The sequence below is a fragment of the Erwinia sp. AnSW2-5 genome, assembly GCF_045107195.1.
In the GTDB taxonomy this organism is placed as follows: domain Bacteria; phylum Pseudomonadota; class Gammaproteobacteria; order Enterobacterales; family Enterobacteriaceae; genus Erwinia.
The window spans coordinates 102757-124624 of sequence record NZ_JBJGXA010000005.1 but is presented as its reverse complement, the minus strand read 5'-3'; the positions used below and the strand labels follow the sequence as shown (position 1 = coordinate 124624).

Here is a 21868-nt window from a genome sequence, read left to right as displayed (position 1 = left end):
CCCAGGTGACGGGCACCCGTTATTCGATTTCAATACGTTTGATTTTCATGCCGTCGTCAGCGATCACCCGCACATTGCGGCCGCCGCATTCCGGGCACAGCAGCACGTCGGGGCGGAACAGACGGATAGCTTTCTGGCAATCGTGGCACCTGCTTTGCGCCGTGGGCGTATCGAGATACAGCACACAGCCTTCGGCCAGTGTTTCCCGGCAAACCAGCTCAAAACAAAATTGCAGCGCTTCCGGCTCAACGCAGGAAAAAGCCCCAATTTCCATCCACACCGCAGTAATTCTCCGCGCATTATTTTTCCGGCCAAATTCCTGCATTATTTCCACGGCATTCTGGCACAACGTTATTTCGTGCATGATCCCCCCTCGCGATGGAGTCAGATAACAGGGCTTTTGCAATATTAATGCCAGAGTTCATCAGACTAATTAAAACACCGGCGTTCCCCGGTGACGGAACCTGTGCGTCATAACTGTCGAAATAAGATGTCATCGACACCGCATTGATTCGCCTGCCCTCAGCCCCTTAGGGGCAGAAACCCTGACAACAGACTGATTTAAATCATTAATAAAATAAATATCGCACCTGGCACGCTTTATGCCCCTAGAAGGTTATGCGCCATTTTTTTGTCGTCACGGGGCGATGAAAAATGACACTCACGCACAACACAATAACAGGGTATGACATGAGCACTCTCAGCGAACTGACCACGAAGGCCGACTATATTGCCAGCAAAAATAGTCGCCTGAAATCACAGTGGCGCACTTACCAGAACAGCCTGACTCAGGCAGTAACACATTCAAATAAAAAGATTAATCACGAATTCTCCTGTAGTGAAGATCAGGGTATTCGCTTCACGCTGTTCAACTATTTCACCGTCAGCATCTATCTGAGCGATGACTTTTACAGTCAGGACATCGTGTACAGCCTGAACATGGCGCACAACAGTGAAGAACCTGTTTTCACCACCTTTGCCCACGCCACGCTGAGCGAAGAAGGCAAGATCGACGGCACCGTGGATATCCACGATAAAAACGCCGTACTGGAACATTATTTAAATAAGATCTCCGCTATTTATCAGTGTATTTACGACTCTCTGCACAGCAATCAACCTATTCAGGCGCAATTAGAAAAATTACTCAGCCACGCCTGATTCATATTCAGGCAGACCGTATTACGCCGGTCTGACGGAAATAGGTTCCGCGTCGCTTGATTACCGTTTTTTACGGGGATCAATGCCGACATAAGTGTCGAAATGTCAATTTACGTGCCGATTTCGTCACCTTTGACGAAATGGAAAGGAGACTTCATGAGTCGCGTCGCCGCCATGAATCAATATGTGATCGCCGATCCGAAACTGTGTATCGGCTGCAACACCTGTATGGCCAGCTGTTCGCAGGAACATCAGCTGCACGGCTTGCAGTCTGCGCCCCGTTTGCAGGTGATGCGCAACCGGCTCGATTCCGCGCCGGTCATGTGTCACCAGTGTGAAGATGCCCCGTGCGCCCAGGTGTGCCCGGTCAATGCCATCACCCGTCAGGACGAGGCCATTCATCTCAACGAAAGCCTGTGCGTGAGCTGCAAACTGTGCGGGATTGCCTGCCCGTTTGGCGCCATCACCTTTTCCGGCAGCACGCCGCTGGATATTCCGCGCGACTGCCATACCGCCAAAGCGCTGCCCGCCCCGCGTGCGCCGCGCGCCGTCAGCCCGTTCCTCGATTGCGTGCCCGGATTACGCGCCGTGGCGGTGAAATGCGATTTATGCAGCTTCAGCCCGGACGGACCGGCGTGCATCAAAACCTGCCCAACGCAGGCCATCACGCTGGTGACCGCCAGTCTGGCCGAGCACAGCAGCCAGCAAAAACGCCTGAATGCGATGAACGCATTCCCTGCCGGTTATTCCACCTTCACCACGCCTGATGCGGGGGCCAAATAATGACGGCTTTGTTTGCTTTAGAACCCGCTGCGTTGCTGGCGCTGGCGCTGCTTATCTGGCTGGTGAGCGGCGTGGCTGGCTGGGTATTTTCTGCCGCCGCGCGGCTCAGCAGCCTGCTTTCCGGGCTGGGCGGCATGCTGGCTTCTGCGGCCGTCATCGTCGCCGCCGTTGAGACCGTTCACCCCGGCGGCGCGGTGCCGACAGCGGCATTGCCCGTGCTGCCTTTCACCGCAGAATTCAGCCCGCTGAACGGATTGTTATTGCTGGCGATGTCAGTTGCAGCGCTGTTCAGCAGCCTGTACGCCTGCGCGTGGCTGGCGGGGACAACCTCACGCCAACGTGGCCGCACCGGCTTGTTGTGCAATGTCCTGATGGCGGCGCTGACGGCGGCGGCGGTTGCGCATAACGCCATTGAGCTGCTGATGATGATGGAACTGGCCGCGCTGTGCGCCTACTTCCTGATCGTACAACCCGACGATGTGAAAAGCCGCCGCGCAGGCCTGAATCAGTTTTTATCCGGCCGCCTCGGCACGGTTTGCCTGATTCTGGCGTTCACGGTTTTACATCACGTCAGCGGCAGTGTGGATTTTGACGTTCTGCGCCACACGGCCTTCCCGGCGGGGACCAAATCACTGGCCTTTCTGCTGGCGCTGGCGGGCTTCGGGCTTTACGCCGGGGTTATTCCGCTGCACGCCTGGGTGCCGCAGTCGCATGCCAGCGCACCGGCGCATGCCGCAGCGCTGTTCTCTTCCGTGCTGATGAAAATCGGCATTGTTGGCATCGTAAAAGTCGGTCTGGATGTGCTCGGCGCACCGCCACTCTGGTGGGGCCTGCTGGTGCTGGTGCTGGCAATCCTGACCGCGTTTATCGGCGGGCTGTATGCACTGATGGAACACGATATCCGCCGCCTGCTGGCCTATCACACGCTGGAAAACGTCGGGATTATTCTGCTTGGCGTCGGCGGCGCGATGACCGGTGTGGCGCTGGATCTACCGGAACTGGCGGCGCTGGCGTTGCTGGCCGGATTATTCCATCTGTTCAATCACGGCCTGTTTAAAACCGCGCTGTTCCTCGGTGCCGGTGAAATTGAAATGCAGACCGGCATAAAGGATATGGAAAAGCTCGGCGGTATCGCCCGTCTGATGCCGTGGACCGCAGTGGCTATGCTGATCGCGCTGATGTCGATGGCCGCGCTGCCGCCGCTTAACGGCTTTGCCAGCGAATGGCTGCTGTATCAGTCACTGTTCCAGCTGAGCGCTGCGCCGCTGTTTATTGCACGTCTGCTCGGCCCGCTGCTGGCGGTCGGTCTGGCACTTACCGGGGCGCTGGCGCTGATGTGTGTGGCGAAAGTGTTCGGCGTGACGTTCCTTGGCGCGCCACGCAGCAAGGCGGCTGAAGATGCCACGCCCGCGCCGCTGGCGATGACGCTGAGCAGCGTTTTGCTGGCGCTGTTGTGCATCGTCTTCGGTGTTGCCTCGCCGTGGAGTATTGCGCACTTCGCCGCCGTTGCCGCTTCCGTTCTGAACACTCCGGTTCTCCAGGCAGCGCAGCATGGCGCGGTATTCTCCACCACCTCCGCCGTTTCCGCACCGATGGTGGCGATCTTGCTTTTAGGGATGCCGCTGCTGCCGTGGATTATTGCCGCCGTTCTGCGCGGTGCGCGCATGCCAAACCGGCTGCGCGGCGAGGCCTGGGCCTGTGGTTACGGGCATTCCGCTGACATGGTGGTCACCGCGACCGGTTTTACCCAGCCTCTGCGCGTGATGTTCGGCTCGCTGTACCGCCTGCGCCAGCACGTCATGCCCGACAGACTGGTGAGCACGCTGCATCAGGGCAGGCTCGGGGCTTTCTGCCGTCGCCTGGCTTTCATCGAACTGGCCGTGTTGCTGGTCGTGGCTTTTGCCTGAGGAACTGACTATGAATTATCCCTTTTTGCTGAACAGTTCTCTGTGGCCGCTGGCGCTGATTCAGGCCGTCGCGCTGCTGGCGGTGGCACCGCTGTTTGCCGGATTCAGCCGCGTGATGCGCGCCCGGATGCACAACCGCCGCGGGCCGGGGGTATTACAGGAATACCGTGATATCGCCAAATTACTCACACGCCAGAGCGTAGCACCGGCGGCGTCCGGTCCGGCATTTCGCAGCATGCCGTATCTGCTGACCGGTGGGTTGCTGGTTATCGCCACCGCCCTGCCGGTGGTCACGCTGGCTTCGCCAATGGGCGCGGCGGGCGACCTGATCACCGTGATTTATCTGTTTGCCGTGGTGCGCTTTGTGTTCGCCATCGCCGGGCTGGATACCGGCAGCACGTTCACCGGCCTTGGTGCCAGCCGTGAAGCGGTGTTAGGCGTGCTGGTCGAACCGATTCTGTTGCTCGGCCTGTGGGTCGCCGCGCTGGTGGCGGGTTCCACCTCGCTGGGTGCGATCTCTACCCGCGTGCTGCACTGGCCGGTGTCGTCTTCCCTGACGCTCATGCTGGCTGGTCTGGCCTGTGCGTTTGCCACCTATATCGAAATGGGCAAATTGCCGTTTGATATGGCCGAAGCCGAGCAGGAATTGCAGGAAGGCCCGCTGACCGAATATTCCGGTGCCGCGCTGGGCGTACTGAAAATCGGCATCAGCCTGAAACAGCTGGTGGTGTTGCAGCTGTTTCTCGGCCTGTTCTTCCCGTTCGGACAGGTGGCACACCTCACGCCGGTGGCATTGCTGATTGCCGGGGTGCTGAGCCTGGTGAAACTGCTGATCGCCGTTTTTCTGGTGGCGCTGATCGAGAACAGCGTTGCCCGTCTGCGTTTTCTTAAAACGTCCCGCACCACATGGGCGGGCTTCGGGCTGGCATTTCTGGCGCTGGTGTCCTGGCTGGTCGCAGGCTGACCTGACATTTTTCTTATCCCGCCACGGCGGGAAGAGGCTTTGCAATGAGTGAGTTCAATAACGCATTAAATCAACACCCGGTCGGCAAACATTATCTTGCCGCACTGGCGAAACAGTTCCCGGCGGCCATCTTAGGCAGCGAATGGCAGACCGATACGCAGGCGACGGTGACCATCAAGCTGAACGCACTGCCGGACGTGGTCGAGTGGTTGTATTACCAGCAGGGCGGCTGGCTTTCGGTGTTATTCGGCAATGACGAACGCACGCTGTGCGGCAACTACGCGCTGTATTACGTGCTGTCGATGGAAAAAGGCGTGAAGTGCTGGATCACCGTGCGTGCCGAAGTGGATCCGGTTTCGCTGGAATTTCCGTCCGTCACGCCGCGCGTACCCGCCGCAGTCTGGGGCGAACGCGAAGTCCGTGATATGTACGGTTTGCGCCCGGTCGGGTTGCCGGACGAGCGTCGTCTGGTGCTGCCGGATGACTGGCCGGATGATTTATACCCGCTGCGCAAAGATTCGATGGATTACCGTCAGCGCCCGGCACCGACCACCGACGACGAAACCTATCCGTTTATTTCTGAAGCCAAAGAAGGCAGCAAAATTGTGCCGATTGGCCCGCTGCACGTCACGTCTGACGAACCCGGGCATTTTCGTCTGTTTGTCGATGGCGAAGACATTATCGACGCCGACTACCGCCTGTTTTACGTCCACCGGGGCATGGAAAAACTGGCCGAAACCCGCATGGGTTATAACGAAGTGACGTTCCTTTCCGACCGCGTGTGCGGCATCTGCGGCTTTACCCACAGCGTGGCGTATACCTCGTCAGTGGAAAATGCGATGGGGATTGTGGTGCCGGAACGCGCACAGATGATCCGCTCGGTGCTGCTGGAAGTGGAACGCCTGCACAGCCATTTACTGAACCTCGGGCTGGCCTGCCATTTCGTTGGTTTTGACTCCGGCTTTATGCAGTTTTTCCGCATCCGCGAACAGTCGATGAAGATGGCCGAAATCCTCACCGGCGCACGCAAAACCTACGGCATGAACCTGATCGGCGGGATGCGTCGCGACATCTTAAAAGACGACATGATCCAGACCATTGCGCTGGCGGGCAGTATGCGCCGTGACCTGGGTGAGCTGGTGGATATTCTGCTCAGCACACCGAATACCGAACAGCGCAGCGTCGGCGTTGGCATTCTGGACCCGCAGGTGGCGCGTGATTTCAGTAACGTCGGCCCGATGGTGCGCGGCAGCGGCCACCGCCGCGATATGCGTCAGGATCATCCTTATGCCGGTTACGCCAAACTGCCGTTTGAAATTTGCAGCGAAACCGGCAACGACGTCTATTCCCGTCTGAAAGTTCGCATTCACGAAGTCTACAACGCCCTGAATATGATTGAATTTGGCCTGCAAAGCCTGCCGGGCGGCCCGCTGGCGGTAGAAGGGTTTACCTATATTCCGCACCGCTTTGCCCTCGGTTTTGCCGAAGCCCCGCGCGGCGATGACATCCACTGGAGCATGACCGGCGATAACCAGAAGCTGTTCCGCTGGCGCTGCCGGGCGGCCACGTACGCCAACTGGCCGACGCTGCGCTACATGCTGCGCGGCAATACGGTGTCTGACGCACCGCTGATCATCGGCAGCCTCGATCCTTGTTATTCCTGCACCGACCGCATGACCGTGGTCGATGTGCGTAAGAAAACGACCATCATCGTCCCTTACAAAGAGATCGAACGTTACGGCATCGAACGCAAAAATTCGCCGCTCTAAGGAATCGCTTACATCATGCTGAAACTGATTAAAAAAGTGCTGAAAACGGGCACAGCCACCGTGGGCTATCCGTTTACGCCGCTGGATCTGGCGCCGAATTTTCGCGGCAAGCCGCAGTACACCGCACAGCAGTGTATTGCCTGCGGTGCCTGCGCTAACGCCTGCCCGTCTAACGCGCTGACCATGACGACGGCGGAAGACGGCGAAACCCTGCGCTGGCAGCTGTTTTTAGGCCGCTGTATTTTCTGTGCCCGCTGCGAGGAAGTCTGCCCGACGGCGGCCATCAAGCTGTCGCAGGAATTCGAACTGGCGGTATGGCACAAAGAAGATCTGTACGAAACGGCGGATTTCCCTGTCTGCCATTGTCGTGAATGCGGCAAACCTTACGCCGTGCAAAAGGAAATCGACTTCGCGCTTAGCCTGTTACAGGAAAGCGCGGCGCTGAGCGACCGGCAAATCGCCGATCGCCGCGTCCAGTACGAAACCTGCCCGTCGTGCAAAAAAATGCACAGCCTGTCTTCCACCGACCGTATCGATCTCGGCCGCCATATGACCACGGAGGCCCGCTCATGAGTCATAACCCGATTGCACCGCGTGACGAAAATGGCCTGCCGGTGCCCGTCACGCTTGACGAGAGCATCGCAAAGCTGAAATCCACCCTGTTGCACAGCATCCGCCGCTCTGCCTACGTTTACCGCGTGGACTGCGGCGGCTGTAACGGCTGCGAAATTGAGATTTTCGCGGCGATTTCACCGCTGTTCGACGCCGAGCGTTTTGGCATCAAAGTCGTGCCGTCACCGCGCCACGCCGACATTCTGCTGTTCACCGGCGCGGTCACCCGCGCCATGCGCATGCCCGCGCTGCGCGCCTGGGATTCCGCACCGGATCCGAAAATCTGCATTTCTTACGGTGCCTGCGGCAACAGCGGCGGCATTTTCCACGACCTGTACTGCGTCTGGGGCGGCACCGACAAAATCGTGCCGGTCGACGTGTATATTCCGGGCTGCCCGCCAACACCGGCGGCCACCATCTACGGCTTCGCGATGGCGCTCGGTTTGCTGGATCAGAAAATCAACGGCCAGCAGCACGATGAAGCCGCTGCGGTTCCGGCAGAATTATTGCACCCGGATCTGCCGCAGCCGCTGCGCGTGTTACTCGACCGCGAAGCGCGCCGCATGGCCGGTTACCGTTATGGCCGCCAGATTGCCGATGAGTTTATGACTATCGTGGCCGCACCCGGCCTGCAACCGGTGGAGCAGCGCGTTTCAACCTACCTCCGCGAACGCGGCGATCTGCGTCTCACTGAAATTGTCGGCAACCTGCAACGGATTTATCAGCAGGTTCTGCGCGGGGAGGTGCGTTTGTGATGACATCAGGAAACGACCAGCGCTACGCGCAGCATCAGCCTTTTTCCGGCCATCGGGCCGAAAAGAACACCGTGATTTTTTACTCGCTGAGCAGCAAATTTGTCGACGAGAAACGTGCGCAAAAGCGCAACGCGCAGAAAGTGCAGGAAGTGATGTATTACAGCCTGGCCATCGGCCACCACCTCGGGGTGATCGACTGCCTGAAATCCCGCCTCGAATGCCCGCTCACCGGCTACCAGCAATGGGTCAGCTGCCTGCCCGAACAGGGCGAAGCGTACCGTAAACTGGCGGGCGTGCAGCGGTTTGGCGAAATCAATATCGACAGCAGCCACACCCATTTACTGGCGCTGGCGCTGCGCGCTGCGCGCCCGCAAATGAATGAAGAACAGCAGAGCTGGAGCGACCAGCTTATCGCCCTGCTGGGACAAATCGAAAACGACCCTGCGATGTACCTGATGGTCAGGAGATACGATGCCTGATTCCGCTTCCCGCTACGCGCTGCTGTGCGTGGGCAACAGCATGATGGGCGATGACGGCGCCGGACCCCGGCTGGCAGAACTGTGCGCGGAACAGCCGCTCAGCGGCTGGACGGTGGTTGACGGCGGTGCCGCACCGGAAAACGACATCGGCTATTTACGCGAGCTGCGCCCGACGCATCTGGTGATTGTGGACGCCACCGACATGGGCCTTGCGCCCGGCGAGATGCGCATTCTCGAAGAAAGCGACATCGGCGACATGTTCATGATGACCACCCACAATTTGCCGCTGACGTTTCTCATGCAGCAGTTGCGTGAGGATATCCCGCAGATCACGTTTGTCGGCATTCAGCCGGACGTCGTCGCATTTTATTACCCGATGAGCGACGCCGTGGAACAGGCCGTTGGCCGCCTGCATCAGCTGTTACCGACGCTGGAACAGGGCACTGTTATCGCGCCGTTTCAGGCGGAAACCGCCTGATCGCGCTATCGACATAACTGTCGATGCGGTGACGAAGCAGAGATGTCGTCAGTGACACGCGTCGACACCGCCAGGCTAAAAAAACGGTAACAGATTGAATTACCGCAAGATAAACCCTCCCGCAGAACTGGCATGGTTTATGTATAGCAGTAGATGAAAACGTTTAACCACTTCAATTTAAGTACACAGAAATTCCCTAAGGCACTGGCATTGCAGGCAGGCGGCAAGCGAAGGAGTCCCGATGAGCTGACATGCGTCAGTGATTCGGGCGAGTGAACGCAGCCAACGCACCTGCGGTGCCAGGGACGACGGGGATTTGGAGAGTAGACATGAACCGGTTCATCATCGCCGACCCTAAAAAGTGCATCGGCTGCCGTACCTGTGAAATTGCCTGCGTCATGGCGCACAGCGATTCTCAGGACATCTCGCTGCTGAATGCCGCCACTTTCGCCCCGCGCCTGCACGTCATTAAAGGTGTGAATCTCAGTACGCCAGTGATGTGCCGCCAGTGCGAAGACGCACCTTGCGCCAACGTCTGCCCGAATGGCGCGATCCTGCGCACCGGCGACCACGTTCAGGTGATGCAGGAACGCTGTATCGGCTGCAAAACCTGCGTCGTCGCCTGCCCGTATGGCGCGATGGAAGTGGTCACCAAACCGATTTTCCGCCAGAACGGCGCAGCGATGGTTGCCACGTCGGACAAAGCGGAAGCGCATAAATGCGACCTGTGCCACACCCGCGCAGAAGGCCCGGCCTGCATGGCAATCTGCCCGACCAACGCGCTTTACGCCATCGATCGTAATCACTTACAGGCCATGAACGCAGAAAAACGCCGCCGCGCTGCGCTCGACAGCACATCTCCCCTGCTGTTTTAACCCCGGATAGAGGAAGTCATCACATGAAAAAAGTCACCACTGTCTGCCCGTATTGCGGGGCCGGATGTAAATTGAATCTGGTTGTGGATAACGGAAAAATCATTCGCGCCGAAGCTGCCAACGGCGTGACCAATCAGGGCGAACTCTGTCTGAAAGGCTATTACGGCTGGGATTTCCTGAACGACACCAAACTGCTGACCCCGCGCCTGACACAGCCCATGATCCGCCGCCAGAAGGGCGGAAAATTTGAAGCGGTCAGCTGGGATGAGGCGATCCGCTATACCGCGCAGCGCCTGAAAGAAATCAAACAAAAACACGGCCCGCGCGCCATCATGCACACCGGTTCTTCCCGCGGTACTGGCAACGAAACCAACTATGTGATGCAGAAATTCGCCCGCGCGGTTATCGGCACCAACAACGTCGACTGCTGCGCCCGCGTGTGTCACGGTCCCTCCGTCGCCGGTTTGCAGGCGACGCTGGGCAACGGTGCGATGAGTAACTCCATCAGCGATATTGAGAATTCAAAATGCCTGCTGGTGATCGGCTATAACTGCGCCGATTCCCACCCGATCGTCGCGCGCCGCGTGATCAAAGCCAAAGAAAAAGGCGCACAGATTATCGTCTGTGACCCGCGCCGTATCGAAACCGCGCGCATTGCCGATCAGCATCTGCAAATCAAAAACGGCTGCAACATGGCGCTGGTCAATGCGTTCGCCCATGTGCTGATCGAAGAAAATCTGTATGACCACGACTACGTGGCGAAATACACCGAAGGCTTCGAGGAATACCGCAGAAACGTTGCCGATTATTCACCGGAAGCGGTCGCCGAACAGACCGGCGTTTCCGCACAACAAATCCGTCAGGCGATGCGCACTTACGCCGCCGCCCCTTCTGCCACCATTATGTGGGGCATGGGCGTGACGCAGTTTGGTCAGGCCGTGGACGTGGTGAAAGGGCTGGCCGGGCTGGCATTGCTGACCGGGAACCTGGGCCGCGCCAACGTCGGCGTCGGGCCGGTACGCGGACAGAATAATGTGCAGGGTGCCTGCGACATGGGCGTTCTGCCGAATGAATTCCCCGGCTATCAGTCGGTTACCGACGCCAAAGTACGGGCAAAATTTGCCGATGCGTGGGGCATTGATGTTCACCAGATGGACGCCGAAATCGGCCACCGCATCACCGAAATCCCCCATCTGGCGATTGAAGGCCATGTGAAAGCCTATTACATCATGGGCGAAGATCCGCTTCAGACCGAAGCTGATTTAAGCCTGGTCCGTAAAGGCTTCGAGGCGCTGGACTTCGTGGTGGTGCAGGACATCTTCATGACCAAAACGGCAGAACAGGCCGACGTCATTTTGCCTGCCACGTCCTGGGGCGAACACGGCGGCGTCTTCTCTTGTGCCGACCGCGGCTTCCAGCGTTTTGAGAAAGCCATTGAGCCGAAATACAACGTTAAACGCGACTGGGAAATCATCAGCCTGCTGGCGACAGAGCTGGGTTATCCGATGCATTACAACGATAACCAGGAAATCTGGGACGAAATGCGTGAGCTTTGCCCGCTGTTCTATGGCGCCACCTACGAAAAAATGGGCGAACTCGGGCACATTCAGTGGCCTTGTACCACCCTCGAAAGCCCTGGGACGCCGTACCTTTATGCGGACAATCGCTTTGATACGCCAACCGGTAAAGGCCAGCTGTTTGCCGCTCCGTGGCGCGCACCAGCAGAAGTCCCGGATGACAGCTATCCGCTGGTGCTGTGTACCGTCCGCGAAGTCGGCCACTATTCCTGCCGTTCAATGACCGGCAACTGTGCTGCCCTGCAAACGCTGGCCGACGAACCGGGCTTCGTGCAGATGCACCCGCAGGACGCTGAAGCGCTGGGTATCCGCGACCAGCAACTGGTCTGGGTCGCCTCGCGTCGTGGCAAAGTCATTTCCCGCGCCAACTTCAATGAACGTATCAATATCGGCGCGGTGTACATGACCTATCAGTGGTGGATTGGTGCCTGTAACGAACTGACGCAGGAAAATCTGGATCCGATTTCCAAAACGCCGGAAACCAAATACTGCGCCGTTAACGTTGAGCAGATTGCCGACCAGCGCTGGGCGGAGAACTACGCACAGCAAACCTACAGCGACATGAAAGCGCGCCTGCGCAGTGCCGTTGAAGACGTGATCCCGGTAGTGGAAATTTAGTTTTCAGCGGCTTCCCCTCTTATCCGGGGAAGCCGCACGGCCAGATTTCCCGAAAGACCAGGAGGCTGTATGTTTTATTCTCACGTGATCCGTCTCTGCGGCAAGGTTCAGGGCGTCGGTTTTCGGCCATTTATCTGGCAACTGGCGAAGCGGATGCACCTGCGCGGCGAAGTGTGTAATGACAGCGCGGGCGTGGAAATCAGACTTTTTCAGCCGGTTGATATCGACGCGTTTATCGCACAGGTGAAACGCGAATGTCCGCCGCTCGCTCGCATCGACAGCGTCAGCATTGCGCGTTTCGACTGGCACACTCCCCCACAAAATTTCGCCATTACCAACAGCCGTCGTCAGCAGATGAGTACGCAGGTGGCGCCCGACGCAGCGACCTGCCCGGCGTGTCTGAAGGAAATAACCCGCCCCGGTGACCGCCGTTTCGGCTATGCCTTCACCAACTGTACGCACTGCGGCCCGAGATTCACCCTTATCCGCGCGATGCCTTACGACCGCCCTTCTACCAGCATGGCGGAATTTCCGCTGTGCCCGCAATGTCAGCAGGAATATCAAAACCCCGCCGACCGGCGCTTTCATGCGCAACCGGTCGCCTGCCCGAACTGCGGGCCGCAAGTCCGCGCCACACGGCATAACGGCGCAACGCTGGCGCAGGGAAGTGCGGCGCTGGACTTCGCCGTGGCCGCCTTGCAGGCGGGTGAAATTGTCGCGATTAAAGGGCTTGGCGGTTTTCATCTGGCGTGCGATGCCACGCAACAGCGCGCAGTGATGCGGCTGCGGGAACGCAAACATCGCCCGTCAAAACCGCTGGCGGTGATGCTGCCGGATGTCAGCTGGCTGGCGCAGTGCGGCGACGGCAGCCCGCAGTTTGCGTTACGCGAAATGCTCAGCTCCCCTGCTGCGCCGATTGTGCTGACGGCAAAAAGCGCCACGTCGCCTTTGTGCGCGGCGGTGGCACCGGATCTGGACGAAGTCGGGCTGATGCTGCCGTTTACGCCGTTACATCATTTGCTGATGCAGGCCTGCGGCACGCCGCTGGTGATGACGTCGGGTAATGCGGCGGGGCGCGCGCCGGTCCTGAACAATGACGACGCACTGCATCAGCTCGACAACATTGCCGACGTCTGGCTGTTGCATAACCGCGACATTGTTCAGCGCGCCGATGATTCACTGGTGCGTGTGACACCGCAGGGCACCGAAGTTTTACGCCGTGCGCGGGGTTTTGTGCCCGACGTTCTGCCCCTGCCCGCCGGTTTCGACACCCAGCCGCCGCTGCTGGCACTGGGCGGCGATCTCAAAAATACGTTCTGCATGGTGCGCGGCAATCAGGCCATTCTCAGCGCACATTTCGGTTCACTGGCTGACGGCGATATCGCCCGGCAGCAGCAACAGGCCATTGAACATTTTCAGCAGCTTTATGAATGCACGCCGGTGGCGATTGCCCGCGATGCGCACCCCGCTTATGTCAGCCACGTTCAGGCTGAAAGCTACGGTATACGGGTGGTTGACGTGCTTCATCACCATGCGCATATTGCCGCCTGTCTGGCGGAACATCAGTGGCCGCTGGATGGCAATTCGGTTATCGGGCTGGCTCTCGACGGTCTCGGGTATGGCGCCGGGGATGCGCTGTGGGGCGGCGAATGTTTACAGGTTAATTATCTGCACTGTGAGCCTATCGGAGGCTTACCCGCCGTTGCTTTAGCGGGAGGCGATCGTGCATCGCAACAGCCCTGGCGCAATCTTTTGGCTCAGTGGCTGGCATTTGTACCGAACTGGCAAACATACCCCGACGCCCGGGTATTATCTGCTCATCCGTGGCCGTCTTTATCGAAAGCCATCACCGCGCGGATTAATTCACCGCTGGCCTCTTCTTGCGGGCGCTTATTTGACGCCGTGGCAGCGGCGCTGGGCTGCGCACCCGATACGCTGAGCTGGGAGGGCGAAGCTGCCTGCCGTCTGGAAGCGTTGGCTCATCAGGCGCAGAGCGAAGCACATCCGATTTCGATCCCTCTTTTACATACGGCGAATGGCCACTTTTTGGATTTAGCCACGTTCTGGCAGCAATGGCTGAACTGGCAAGCGGCGCCTGCGGCAAGGGCCTTCGCGTTTCATGATGCGCTGGCGCAGGGGTTTGCCGCCCTCGCGCATTATCACGCCGCACAAACGGGCATTCGCACCGTCGCATTAGGCGGCGGCGTGTTGCATAACCGGTTACTTCGTCAGCGCTTACACCAGCACCTGGCTCCCCTTCATGTGCTGATGCCGCACAGCATTCCCGCTGGCGACGGCGGACTGGCACTCGGTCAGGCGGTCATCGCCTGCGCCCGACGGCAAACCGCCGCGACCGTATAACTTTCAGTGAAATAAAACAGGATATCTATGATTAATCGCGCTTTCTTTCATACACACCGCAGCGCTTGCTGGCTGCTGCCTGGACTGCTGGCCGTCAACTTACTGGCCTGGGGCTGGGCACTGGTGGCGTTTCGCCATCATGCCGCGCTGATGGCCGCAGCGTTGCTGGCTTACGGCTATGGCCTGCGGCATGCGGTCGATGCGGATCATATTGCGGCTATCGATAACGTGACCCGTAAGCTGATGCAGCAGGGTCAGCGACCGGTGGCGGTTGGGATGTTTTTCTCTCTCGGGCACTCCAGCATTGTGGTGCTGGCCTGCGTGGCGATTGCAGCCACATCGCTGGTTTTCGGCAATAAAATTGGCTGGCTGCATGGTTATGGCAGCACCATCGGCACGCTGGTTTCTGCGCTATTTTTACTGATAATGGCGCTGCTCAATGCGCTGATCCTGCGGGATGTCTATCGCCGTTTTCAGAAGGTGAAACAGGGGAAGACTTTTACAGATAAAGAAGAGCTGAATCAGGTTCAGGGCGGTGTCATGAGCCGTATTTTCAGCTTCGCGTTTAATCTGGTGAATAAGAGCTGGCAGATGTATCTGGTGGGTTTTTTGTTCGGGCTGGGGTTTGATACCGCCACGGAAATCGGTCTGCTGGGTATTTCTGCGGCGGGCGCGTCTTCCGGGATGTCCGTCTGGACTATTTTGATTTTCCCGGCGCTGTTCGCCAGCGGCATGGCGCTGATCGACTCACTCGACAATGTTGTCATGGTCGGCGCATACGGCTGGGCGTTTGATAAACCGGTTCGCAAGCTGTATTACAACATGACCATTACCGCATCCAGCGTGTTTATCGCCCTGTTTATCGGCGGACTGGAAGCGCTGGGGCTGATGGCGGACAAGCTGAATTTGCACGGGGGGATATGGCACGTTGTTGAGCGATTGAACAGCCACATGAGCAGCGTAGGCTACGCGGCCGTGGCGATTTTCATTGTGTTTTGGGGCGTCTCATCCCTGAATTACCGCCTTAAAAACTATGACCGGCTTTTAGATTAAACATCGCCCATTGTGTATCGCGTTGAGATGTTTGCGACTCACTTCAGCAGCAATGACGGTCCACCTCACAGTGGATCCTCTCATTTCACTTTATCTTCCTCAGCCGAGACGACAGACGGCATTGCCGTATCAGGCAACAAGGACTCGGCCTGTTTGTTCGCCCTCTCAAACATCACCTTCATTACACCTAAAAGACTTAACAGTCACCCGATTGAATCAAAGGATAAATACTTATCATTTAGCGCATTTTTTATTCATTCACAAAAAAATGAATTAATCGTAATAACAGCAAGTTACTGCATGGCGCCCCCCTTATTTATTGAACCGCTCAGACCGCGCCAGGCCTGGCGCCAACCCGAAAACTCCGTATCTACGCGTGAACACTAGTCCGTGACTCCAGCTTTTTTGTTTTTTTTAGTTTCAAATACCAACCTGAAACTGTTTTGCATTATTTTATGCTGTCATAACGCCTATCACCCGAGGATACAGGAGAACAAACACCAAATAGTCAGTTAATTTATACAGCAGGTTGGGTTAATTCTGGATTATCCGGCCTTTTAAGGTTAAGGCTGCGATATTAATTTGATCAACTTATAAGTTTGTGTAGAATTCACCCAGGCAGAAGAGCGCCACATAAATAGATAGTTAAATATATATTATAAATAGACGTTTAACGTAAAACATAAAAATTTCGTTTTCTTTTTGTTGTTAGCAGTAAAACAGGAGTGAAAGCTCCTAAAAAAACACGCTGAGTAACACTCAGCATCGGCATTACACGTCATTACTCCTCACCAGGGATTTTACTGACGTGTCCGACAAAATGTGATCATTATGAAAATTAAAAACACCCTGCCGGCGTTGGCATTGCTCATGCTGACCGGCTGCTCTGTAGGCAAATATGACTACAGCAGCGAAGCTATGAAACGCGTAGATATGAACTTCACCGGCATTCCGACCATTCTCGGTATCGGCGCGCTGGGCACCAGTATCCCCATCACCCCTGAGTACAGCCTGACTGCAGCGCATGTGGCAAAGCTTTCTGTGCAGAAAGTGAAGGCCTATCATCCCTACTGCGATCTGGCGATCATCTACCATAAAAACGACATGAAATCGCTGCCGAAATTTCGCGACGGCGCCATTGGCGAATCCGTGAAAATGTACGGTTACAGCTTTATTTCTGCCATGCCGGTTGAATCATCAGGTGTTAATCTGGCCCTGACGGGGATCCGTAATGAATGGAATAAACGACCTTGCGTGGCGATGGCATCCAATGCTGGCGTAGTAAAAGGTATGTCGGGCGGTGCGGTTTATAATAGTGATGACACCATTGGTGGCGTAATTATTGGCTTCACTAACGAAATAAAAAGACCGCGTAAATCTCCAGTTCCTCTTAAGGATGTTTCGTTGTATATCCCGTATAAGGATTTTAAAGAGTGGCTGAGCAAATCAACATCGTAATAACAACGAATGAGAATGAATAACAGGCCCATTCCCAGCGGCCTGTTATTATCGCTTACAGAAAGGGCTGAATATCGCCCACACCCTCGCGGATCACTTCCGGGGTATTTTCCGTTAAATCAATGACGGTGGTCGGCTGCTGCCCGAGATACCCGCCATGAATAATCAAGTCCACCAGTTTGCCAATTTCATCCTGGATCGCTTCGGGATCGGACTCGGTAAAGTCATTTCCCGGCAACATCAGTGACGTCGACATCATCGGCTCATTCAGTGCTTCCAGCAGTTCCAGCGCAATCGGGTTTGAGGGTACGCGCAGACCGATCGTCTTGCGTTTCTCGCTCATCAGACGGCGTGGCACCTCTTTGGTGGCTTTCAGAATAAACGTGTAGTTCCCTGGCGTGTTGTTCTTGATCAGGCGAAACGCGGTGTTATCCACGTGCGCATAGGTCGACAACTCGGAGAGGTCACGACACATCAGGGTAAAGTTATGGTTACCGTCCAGCTGACGAATGCGGCAAATACGCTCCATCGCGCTTTTATCTTCCAGCTTACATCCCAGTGCATAGCCAGAATCGGTCGGATAGACAATCACACTGCCCTTGTTGAGCATTTCAACCGCCTGCTTGATCAGACGCGGCTGAGGATTATCCGGGTGAATATAGAAAAATTGACTCATCACACACCTCTTGTTTGCGCTTCACTGCCACAAACCTGATTAACAATTTCAGGAAAACGATGCCATACCGCTTCGACACCGCCAGGCAGCCACAATTTTTTTCCCAGTTCAATCCAGGGGCAGGCCTGATGGAAGTCAGAGCCTTGCGAGGCCGCTAACTGATAGTCCTGCGCATAGCGTGCCAGCTGCTGACGCTCATTGGGTGCCTGCTGACACTGCGCCACTTCCATCGCCTCGCCGCCCTGCTCGCTGAAGTGAGCCAGCAGACGTTTCAGCCATTTTGCCGACAAACCGTAGCGACCCGGATGGGCCACCACTGCGCGGCCACCAGAATGATGAATGGCATCAATAGCTTGTTTAATTGTACACCACTGTGGCGGGGCATAACCGGTTTTGCCGCGTGCCAGGTAATTTTTAAATACCTGCTGCATGGTGTCCGCTTTACCGGCGTTAATCAGAAAGCGGGCAAAATGCCCACGCGTCACGGCACCGCCTTCTGCCAGCGCCAGCGCCCCCGCCAGTGCGCCGGGAATATGGGCTTTTTCCAGCCGTTCAGCGATCAGTTCCGCGCGCGCCAGACGCCGCTGGCTCTGTTCTGCCAGGAAGGCGATCATCTGTGGGTGGTCAATATCAATGCCCAGGCCGACGATATGGATTTCATGGTTCTCCCACAACGTTGAGATCTCCACACCATTGATCAGCTGCAACGGCAGTGCATGACGCGCAATCGCTTCACGCGCAGGCTTAATGCCGTCCGTTGTATCGTGGTCGGTGATAGCCAGCACGCCCACGCGCTGTTCCACCGCACGCAAGACCAGTTGCTCCGGGGTCAGTAACCCGTCGGAAGCCCGCGTGTGGCTGTGTAGATCGTAGATAGGGAAAGCACTGAGTGAGGCGGCAACTGCGGTCAAAACGACTCCGGCAAAGACAGAAAAATATCGCAGCATGATACCGACATTTTGCCTTAAGGGAAAAAGAGTATTGACTTTTCTCCTGCGAACCAGTTAACTAGTACGCAAGTTCACAAGCAAGGTCTCTGTATCATGACATATTCATTCTCTCTGATAACTGGTTGGTGGCGTACTTCTCCCTGAAAGGGCGAGGTTGTCATGCACGGTTAATACGTAGTGCAGATACTCAAGCCCGCCTGATGCGGGCTTTTTTTTGAGCAAAAAACAGAGAACATCACATGCAAAATGCCAAACCTACAGTGAAGTTGATTACCGGCAACGCACCTTACCGCGAAGATCCGGCCGCTGTGTTTCATCAGCTTTGTGCCGCCCGCTCCGAGACGCTGCTGCTGGAATCTGCGGATGTTGACAGCAAGTGCAACCTGAAAAGCCTGCTGATTGTTGATAGCGCCCTGCGCATCAGCGCCCTCGATAACCGTGTGCAGGTGCAGGCGCTGTCAGAGAATGGTCGCGCGTTGCTGCCGCTGCTGGATGCCGCGCTGCCGGAATCGGTTGAGAACAGCGTGCGCCCGGATGGCCGCGAACTGGTGTTCCCGGTCAACCACGCTTTCCTTGATGAAGACGCCAATCTGCGTGCGCTGTCGGTATTTGATGCACTGCGCCTGATCCCCCAGCTGGTGAACGCCCCGGCAGAAGAGCGCGAAGCCGTGCTGCTCGGCGGCCTGTTTGCTTATGACCTGGTGGCCGGTTTTGAGTCACTGCCAGAATTAAAGAATGAACAGCGCTGCCCGGACTACTGCTTCTATCTGGCAGAAACGCTGCTGGTGATTGACCATCAGACGCAAAGCGCGCGGCTGCAGGCCAGCCTCTTTACTCATTCACCTTCCGAGTTTATGCGCCTGCAAAGCCGCATTGAGCAACTGCACGGTCAGATGCTGCAACCCGCTAGCGCGCTGCCAGTGAAGACCGTCGAAAACATGCAGCTCAGCGTCAGCCAGAGTGATGAGGACTACTGCCAGGTGGTGCGCCAGATGCAGGACGCGATCCGCATCGGCGAGATCTTCCAGGTGGTGCCCTCCCGCCGCTTCTCGCTGCCCTGCCCGTCGCCGCTGGCTGCCTATGACACGCTGAAGAACAGCAACCCAAGCCCGTATATGTTCTTTATGCAGGATCGCGAGTTCAGCCTGTTTGGTGCCTCGCCGGAAAGCTCACTGAAATATGACGCCATCAGTAACCAGATTGAAATCTACCCGATTGCCGGTACCCGCCCACGCGGCCGCCATGCGGATGGATCGCTGGATCGCGACCTCGACAGCCGCATTGAGCTGGAAATGCGCACCGACCATAAAGAGATGGCTGAGCATCTGATGCTGGTTGACCTCGCTCGTAACGATCTGGCGCGCATCTGTGAGCCAGGCACCCGTTATGTCGCCGACCTGACCAAAGTGGACCGTTACACCTTTGTGATGCATCTGGTTTCCCGCGTGGTCGGCCAGCTGCGTGGCGATATCGATGTGCTGCATGCTTATCGTGCCTGCATGAATATGGGCACCCTGAGCGGCGCACCGAAAGTGCGTGCCATGCAGCTGATTGCTAAAGCTGAAGGCACCCGTCGCGGCAGCTACGGCGGTGCGGTCGGTTACTTTACTGCCAGCGGCGACCTGGATACCTGCATTGTTATCCGCTCTGCCTACGTTGAAGACGGCGTGGCAACGGTTCAGGCCGGCGCCGGGGTGGTTCTGGATTCTCATCCGCAGGCGGAAGCGGATGAAAGCCGCAATAAAGCGCGCGCCGTTCTGCGTGCAATCGCTACAGCGCACCACAGCAAGGAGATGTTCTGATGGCCGATATTCTGCTGCTCGATAACTTCGACTCATTTACCTACAACCTCGTCGACCAGTTACGTGCCTTTGGCCATAACGTGGTGATTTACCGTAACAACGTTCCGGCGGACCAGCTGATTGCGCGTTTACAGCAGATGGAAAATCCGGTGCTGATGCTCTCTCCTGGACCGGGCGCGCCATCAGAAGCGGGCTGTATGCCTGAGCTGTTACAGGCGTTACGCGGCCAGCTGCCGATTATCGGTATCTGCCTCGGCCATCAGGCGATTGTTGAAGCCTATGGCGGCCACGTGGGCCAGGCGGGCGAAATCCTGCACGGGAAAGCCTCGGCGATTGAGCATGACGATCAGGGCATGTTTGCCGGGCTGAACAACCCCTTACCGGTCGCGCGTTACCACTCGCTGGTCGGCAGCAATATTCCCGAGGGATTAACGGTTAACGCCACCTATAACGGCATGGTGATGGCCGTTCGTGATGACGCCAACCGTGTCTGTGGCTTCCAGTTCCACCCGGAATCTATTCTTACCAGCCAGGGCGCACGCCTGCTGGAAAACACTCTTGCCTGGGCGCTGGCGTGATCAAGGAGACAGCAATGAACACTATTCTGGAAAAATTATACCAGGCCGAGATCCTGACGCAGGCAGAGAGCCACCAGCTGTTTTCGGCGATTATTACCGGGCAGCTGGAGCCGACCCAGCTGGCGGGGGCGCTGATCGCCATGAAGATCCGCGGCGAGCGCCCGCAGGAAATTGCCGGGGCGGCCACTGCCTTGTTAGAAGACGCGAAGCCCTTCCCGCGCCCGGATTATCCGTTTGCAGATATCGTCGGGACCGGCGGTGACGGCAGTAACAGCATTAATATTTCCACCGCCAGCGCATTTGTGGCTGCCGCGTGCGGACTGAAAGTGGCGAAGCACGGTAACCGCAGTGTTTCCAGTAAATCTGGCTCGTCCGACTTGCTGGCCGCTTTCGGCATCAGCCTGGATTTGCCCGCCGAGCAGGCACGCCAGGCGCTGGATGAACTGAACGTCTGCTTCCTGTTTGCCCCTCAGTATCACAGCGGTTTTCGTCATGCGATGCCGGTGCGCAAAGAGCTGAAGACGCGCACTATCTTTAACGTGCTTGGCCCGTTAATTAACCCGGCACGCCCGCCGCTGGCGGTGATCGGTGTTTACAGCCCGGAACTGGTGCTGCCGATTGCGCAGACGCTGAAAGTGCTGGGTTACCAGCGTGCGGCAGTGGTACATGGCGGTGGCATGGATGAAGTGGCGCTGCACAGCGCTACCCATGTGGCAGAACTGCGTGACGGCGAGATCACCAGTTACCAGTTAACCGCCGAAGATTTTGGCCTGAGCTATCACCCGCAAGAGGCGCTGGCCGGGGGTTCACCGGAAGAAAACCGTGACATTTTAACGCGTTTACTCCAGGGTAATGGCGAGCTGGCGCACGAAGAAGCCGTAGCGGCAAACGTCGCCCTGTTGCTGAAAATTTTTGGTCATGAAGACTTACGACACAATGCCCAACAGGCGCTGAAAACTATTCGCAGCGGCAAAGCCTACGAGCATGTGGTCGCACTGGCAGCAAGAGGATAATC

18 protein-coding genes, 1 pseudogene and 1 other annotated feature are annotated in these 21868 nt (G+C 57.0%); of the genes and pseudogenes, 16 read left to right on the top strand and 3 right to left on the bottom strand.

What is annotated here, in order from left to right; translation table 11 throughout:
- Nucleotides 1-19 precede the first annotated feature (19 nt).
- Nucleotides 20-364, bottom strand: a complete 345-nt coding sequence (gene hypA, locus ACFL9S_RS05105) for a hydrogenase maturation nickel metallochaperone HypA (protein ID WP_405260667.1) — start codon at nucleotides 362-364, stop codon at nucleotides 20-22.
- A gap of 326 nt (nucleotides 365-690) precedes the next feature.
- Here hypA and ACFL9S_RS05100 point away from each other — a divergent pair, with 326 nt between their 5' ends.
- The 14 genes from ACFL9S_RS05100 to ACFL9S_RS05035 all read left to right on the top strand — a co-directional run bounded on the left by ACFL9S_RS05100 (nucleotide 691) and on the right by ACFL9S_RS05035 (nucleotide 16847).
- The gene (locus ACFL9S_RS05100; RefSeq protein ID WP_405260665.1) at nucleotides 691-1158 is read left to right on the top strand and encodes a formate hydrogenlyase regulator HycA; all 468 of its coding nucleotides are present in this window, start codon (nucleotides 691-693) and stop codon (nucleotides 1156-1158) included.
- A gap of 174 nt (nucleotides 1159-1332) precedes the next feature.
- Nucleotides 1333-1941: a 4Fe-4S dicluster domain-containing protein gene (locus ACFL9S_RS05095; protein WP_405261063.1), complete on the top strand. Its 609-nt coding sequence runs from the start codon at nucleotides 1333-1335 to the stop codon at nucleotides 1939-1941.
- Nucleotides 1941-3848 (top strand): proton-conducting transporter membrane subunit, encoded by a 1908-nt coding sequence (locus ACFL9S_RS05090; RefSeq protein WP_405260663.1) that lies wholly within the window; start codon nucleotides 1941-1943, stop codon nucleotides 3846-3848. The genes ACFL9S_RS05095 and ACFL9S_RS05090 overlap by 1 nt, the downstream gene beginning before the upstream one ends.
- A 10-nt stretch (nucleotides 3849-3858) precedes the next feature.
- Nucleotides 3859-4812 (top strand): respiratory chain complex I subunit 1 family protein, encoded by a 954-nt coding sequence (locus ACFL9S_RS05085; RefSeq protein ID WP_405260661.1) that lies wholly within the window; start codon nucleotides 3859-3861, stop codon nucleotides 4810-4812.
- A 44-nt stretch (nucleotides 4813-4856) separates the two neighbouring features.
- Nucleotides 4857-6581 (top strand): NADH-quinone oxidoreductase subunit C, encoded by a 1725-nt coding sequence (locus ACFL9S_RS05080; protein ID WP_405260659.1) that lies wholly within the window; start codon nucleotides 4857-4859, stop codon nucleotides 6579-6581.
- Nucleotides 6582-6596: 15 nt separating this feature from the next.
- Entirely contained in the window at nucleotides 6597-7154 is a 558-nt protein-coding gene (locus ACFL9S_RS05075) for a formate hydrogenlyase complex iron-sulfur subunit (RefSeq protein ID WP_405260657.1), read from the top strand.
- Nucleotides 7151-7948, top strand: coding sequence for an NADH-quinone oxidoreductase subunit B family protein (locus ACFL9S_RS05070; protein WP_405260656.1), 798 nt, complete (start codon nucleotides 7151-7153; stop codon nucleotides 7946-7948). Before ACFL9S_RS05075 ends, ACFL9S_RS05070 begins: the two co-directional genes overlap by 4 nt.
- On the top strand, nucleotides 7948-8427 hold the full coding sequence (hycH, locus tag ACFL9S_RS05065) for a formate hydrogenlyase maturation protein HycH (protein ID WP_405261062.1): 480 nt from the start codon (nucleotides 7948-7950) through the stop codon (nucleotides 8425-8427). Before ACFL9S_RS05070 ends, hycH begins: the two co-directional genes overlap by 1 nt.
- Nucleotides 8420-8905, top strand: coding sequence for a hydrogenase maturation peptidase HycI (hycI, locus tag ACFL9S_RS05060; protein WP_405260654.1), 486 nt, complete (start codon nucleotides 8420-8422; stop codon nucleotides 8903-8905). Before hycH ends, hycI begins: the two co-directional genes overlap by 8 nt.
- 329 nt (nucleotides 8906-9234) lie before the next feature.
- Complete coding sequence (hydN, locus tag ACFL9S_RS05055; protein ID WP_405260652.1) at nucleotides 9235-9780, top strand: electron transport protein HydN; 546 nt, start codon at nucleotides 9235-9237, stop codon at nucleotides 9778-9780.
- Between the two features lie 23 nt (nucleotides 9781-9803).
- Nucleotides 9804-11975 (top strand): formate dehydrogenase subunit alpha, encoded by a 2172-nt coding sequence (gene fdhF, locus ACFL9S_RS05050; protein ID WP_405260650.1) that lies wholly within the window; start codon nucleotides 9804-9806, stop codon nucleotides 11973-11975.
- A gap of 69 nt (nucleotides 11976-12044) precedes the next feature.
- Nucleotides 12045-14336, top strand: coding sequence for a carbamoyltransferase HypF (gene hypF, locus ACFL9S_RS05045; RefSeq protein ID WP_405260648.1), 2292 nt, complete (start codon nucleotides 12045-12047; stop codon nucleotides 14334-14336).
- 27 nt (nucleotides 14337-14363) lie between these two features.
- Complete coding sequence (locus ACFL9S_RS05040; protein WP_405260646.1) at nucleotides 14364-15389, top strand: HoxN/HupN/NixA family nickel/cobalt transporter; 1026 nt, start codon at nucleotides 14364-14366, stop codon at nucleotides 15387-15389.
- Nucleotides 15390-16220: 831 nt separating this feature from the next.
- Nucleotides 16221-16847, top strand: a complete 627-nt coding sequence (locus tag ACFL9S_RS05035) for a serine protease (protein WP_405260644.1) — start codon at nucleotides 16221-16223, stop codon at nucleotides 16845-16847.
- Nucleotides 16848-16902: 55 nt separating this feature from the next.
- Here the strand turns inward: ACFL9S_RS05035 and ACFL9S_RS05030 are convergent, their stop codons facing one another.
- Together ACFL9S_RS05030 and ACFL9S_RS05025 are read right to left on the bottom strand one after the other, a co-directional pair.
- Nucleotides 16903-17523: an L-threonylcarbamoyladenylate synthase gene (locus ACFL9S_RS05030; RefSeq protein ID WP_133841897.1), complete on the bottom strand. Its 621-nt coding sequence runs from the start codon at nucleotides 17521-17523 to the stop codon at nucleotides 16903-16905.
- Nucleotides 17523-18434, bottom strand: a complete 912-nt coding sequence (locus ACFL9S_RS05025) for a PHP domain-containing protein (protein WP_405260642.1) — start codon at nucleotides 18432-18434, stop codon at nucleotides 17523-17525. The genes ACFL9S_RS05030 and ACFL9S_RS05025 overlap by 1 nt, the downstream gene beginning before the upstream one ends.
- Nucleotides 18435-18590: 156 nt before the next feature.
- Nucleotides 18591-18689: a sequence feature (Trp leader region), on the top strand.
- Nucleotides 18690-18712: 23 nt separating this feature from the next.
- Here ACFL9S_RS05025 and ACFL9S_RS05020 point away from each other — a divergent pair.
- Both ACFL9S_RS05020 and trpD read left to right on the top strand, forming a co-directional pair.
- Nucleotides 18713-20275 carry an anthranilate synthase component 1 gene (locus tag ACFL9S_RS05020; RefSeq protein ID WP_405260640.1) on the top strand — a complete coding sequence of 521 codons (1563 nt, stop codon included), beginning with the start codon at nucleotides 18713-18715 and terminating at the stop codon, nucleotides 20273-20275.
- Nucleotides 20275-21866, top strand: a pseudogene (trpD, locus tag ACFL9S_RS05015) (bifunctional anthranilate synthase glutamate amidotransferase component TrpG/anthranilate phosphoribosyltransferase TrpD). The gene ACFL9S_RS05020 and the pseudogene trpD overlap by 1 nt, the downstream one beginning before the upstream one ends.
- Nucleotides 21867-21868 lie beyond the last annotated feature (2 nt).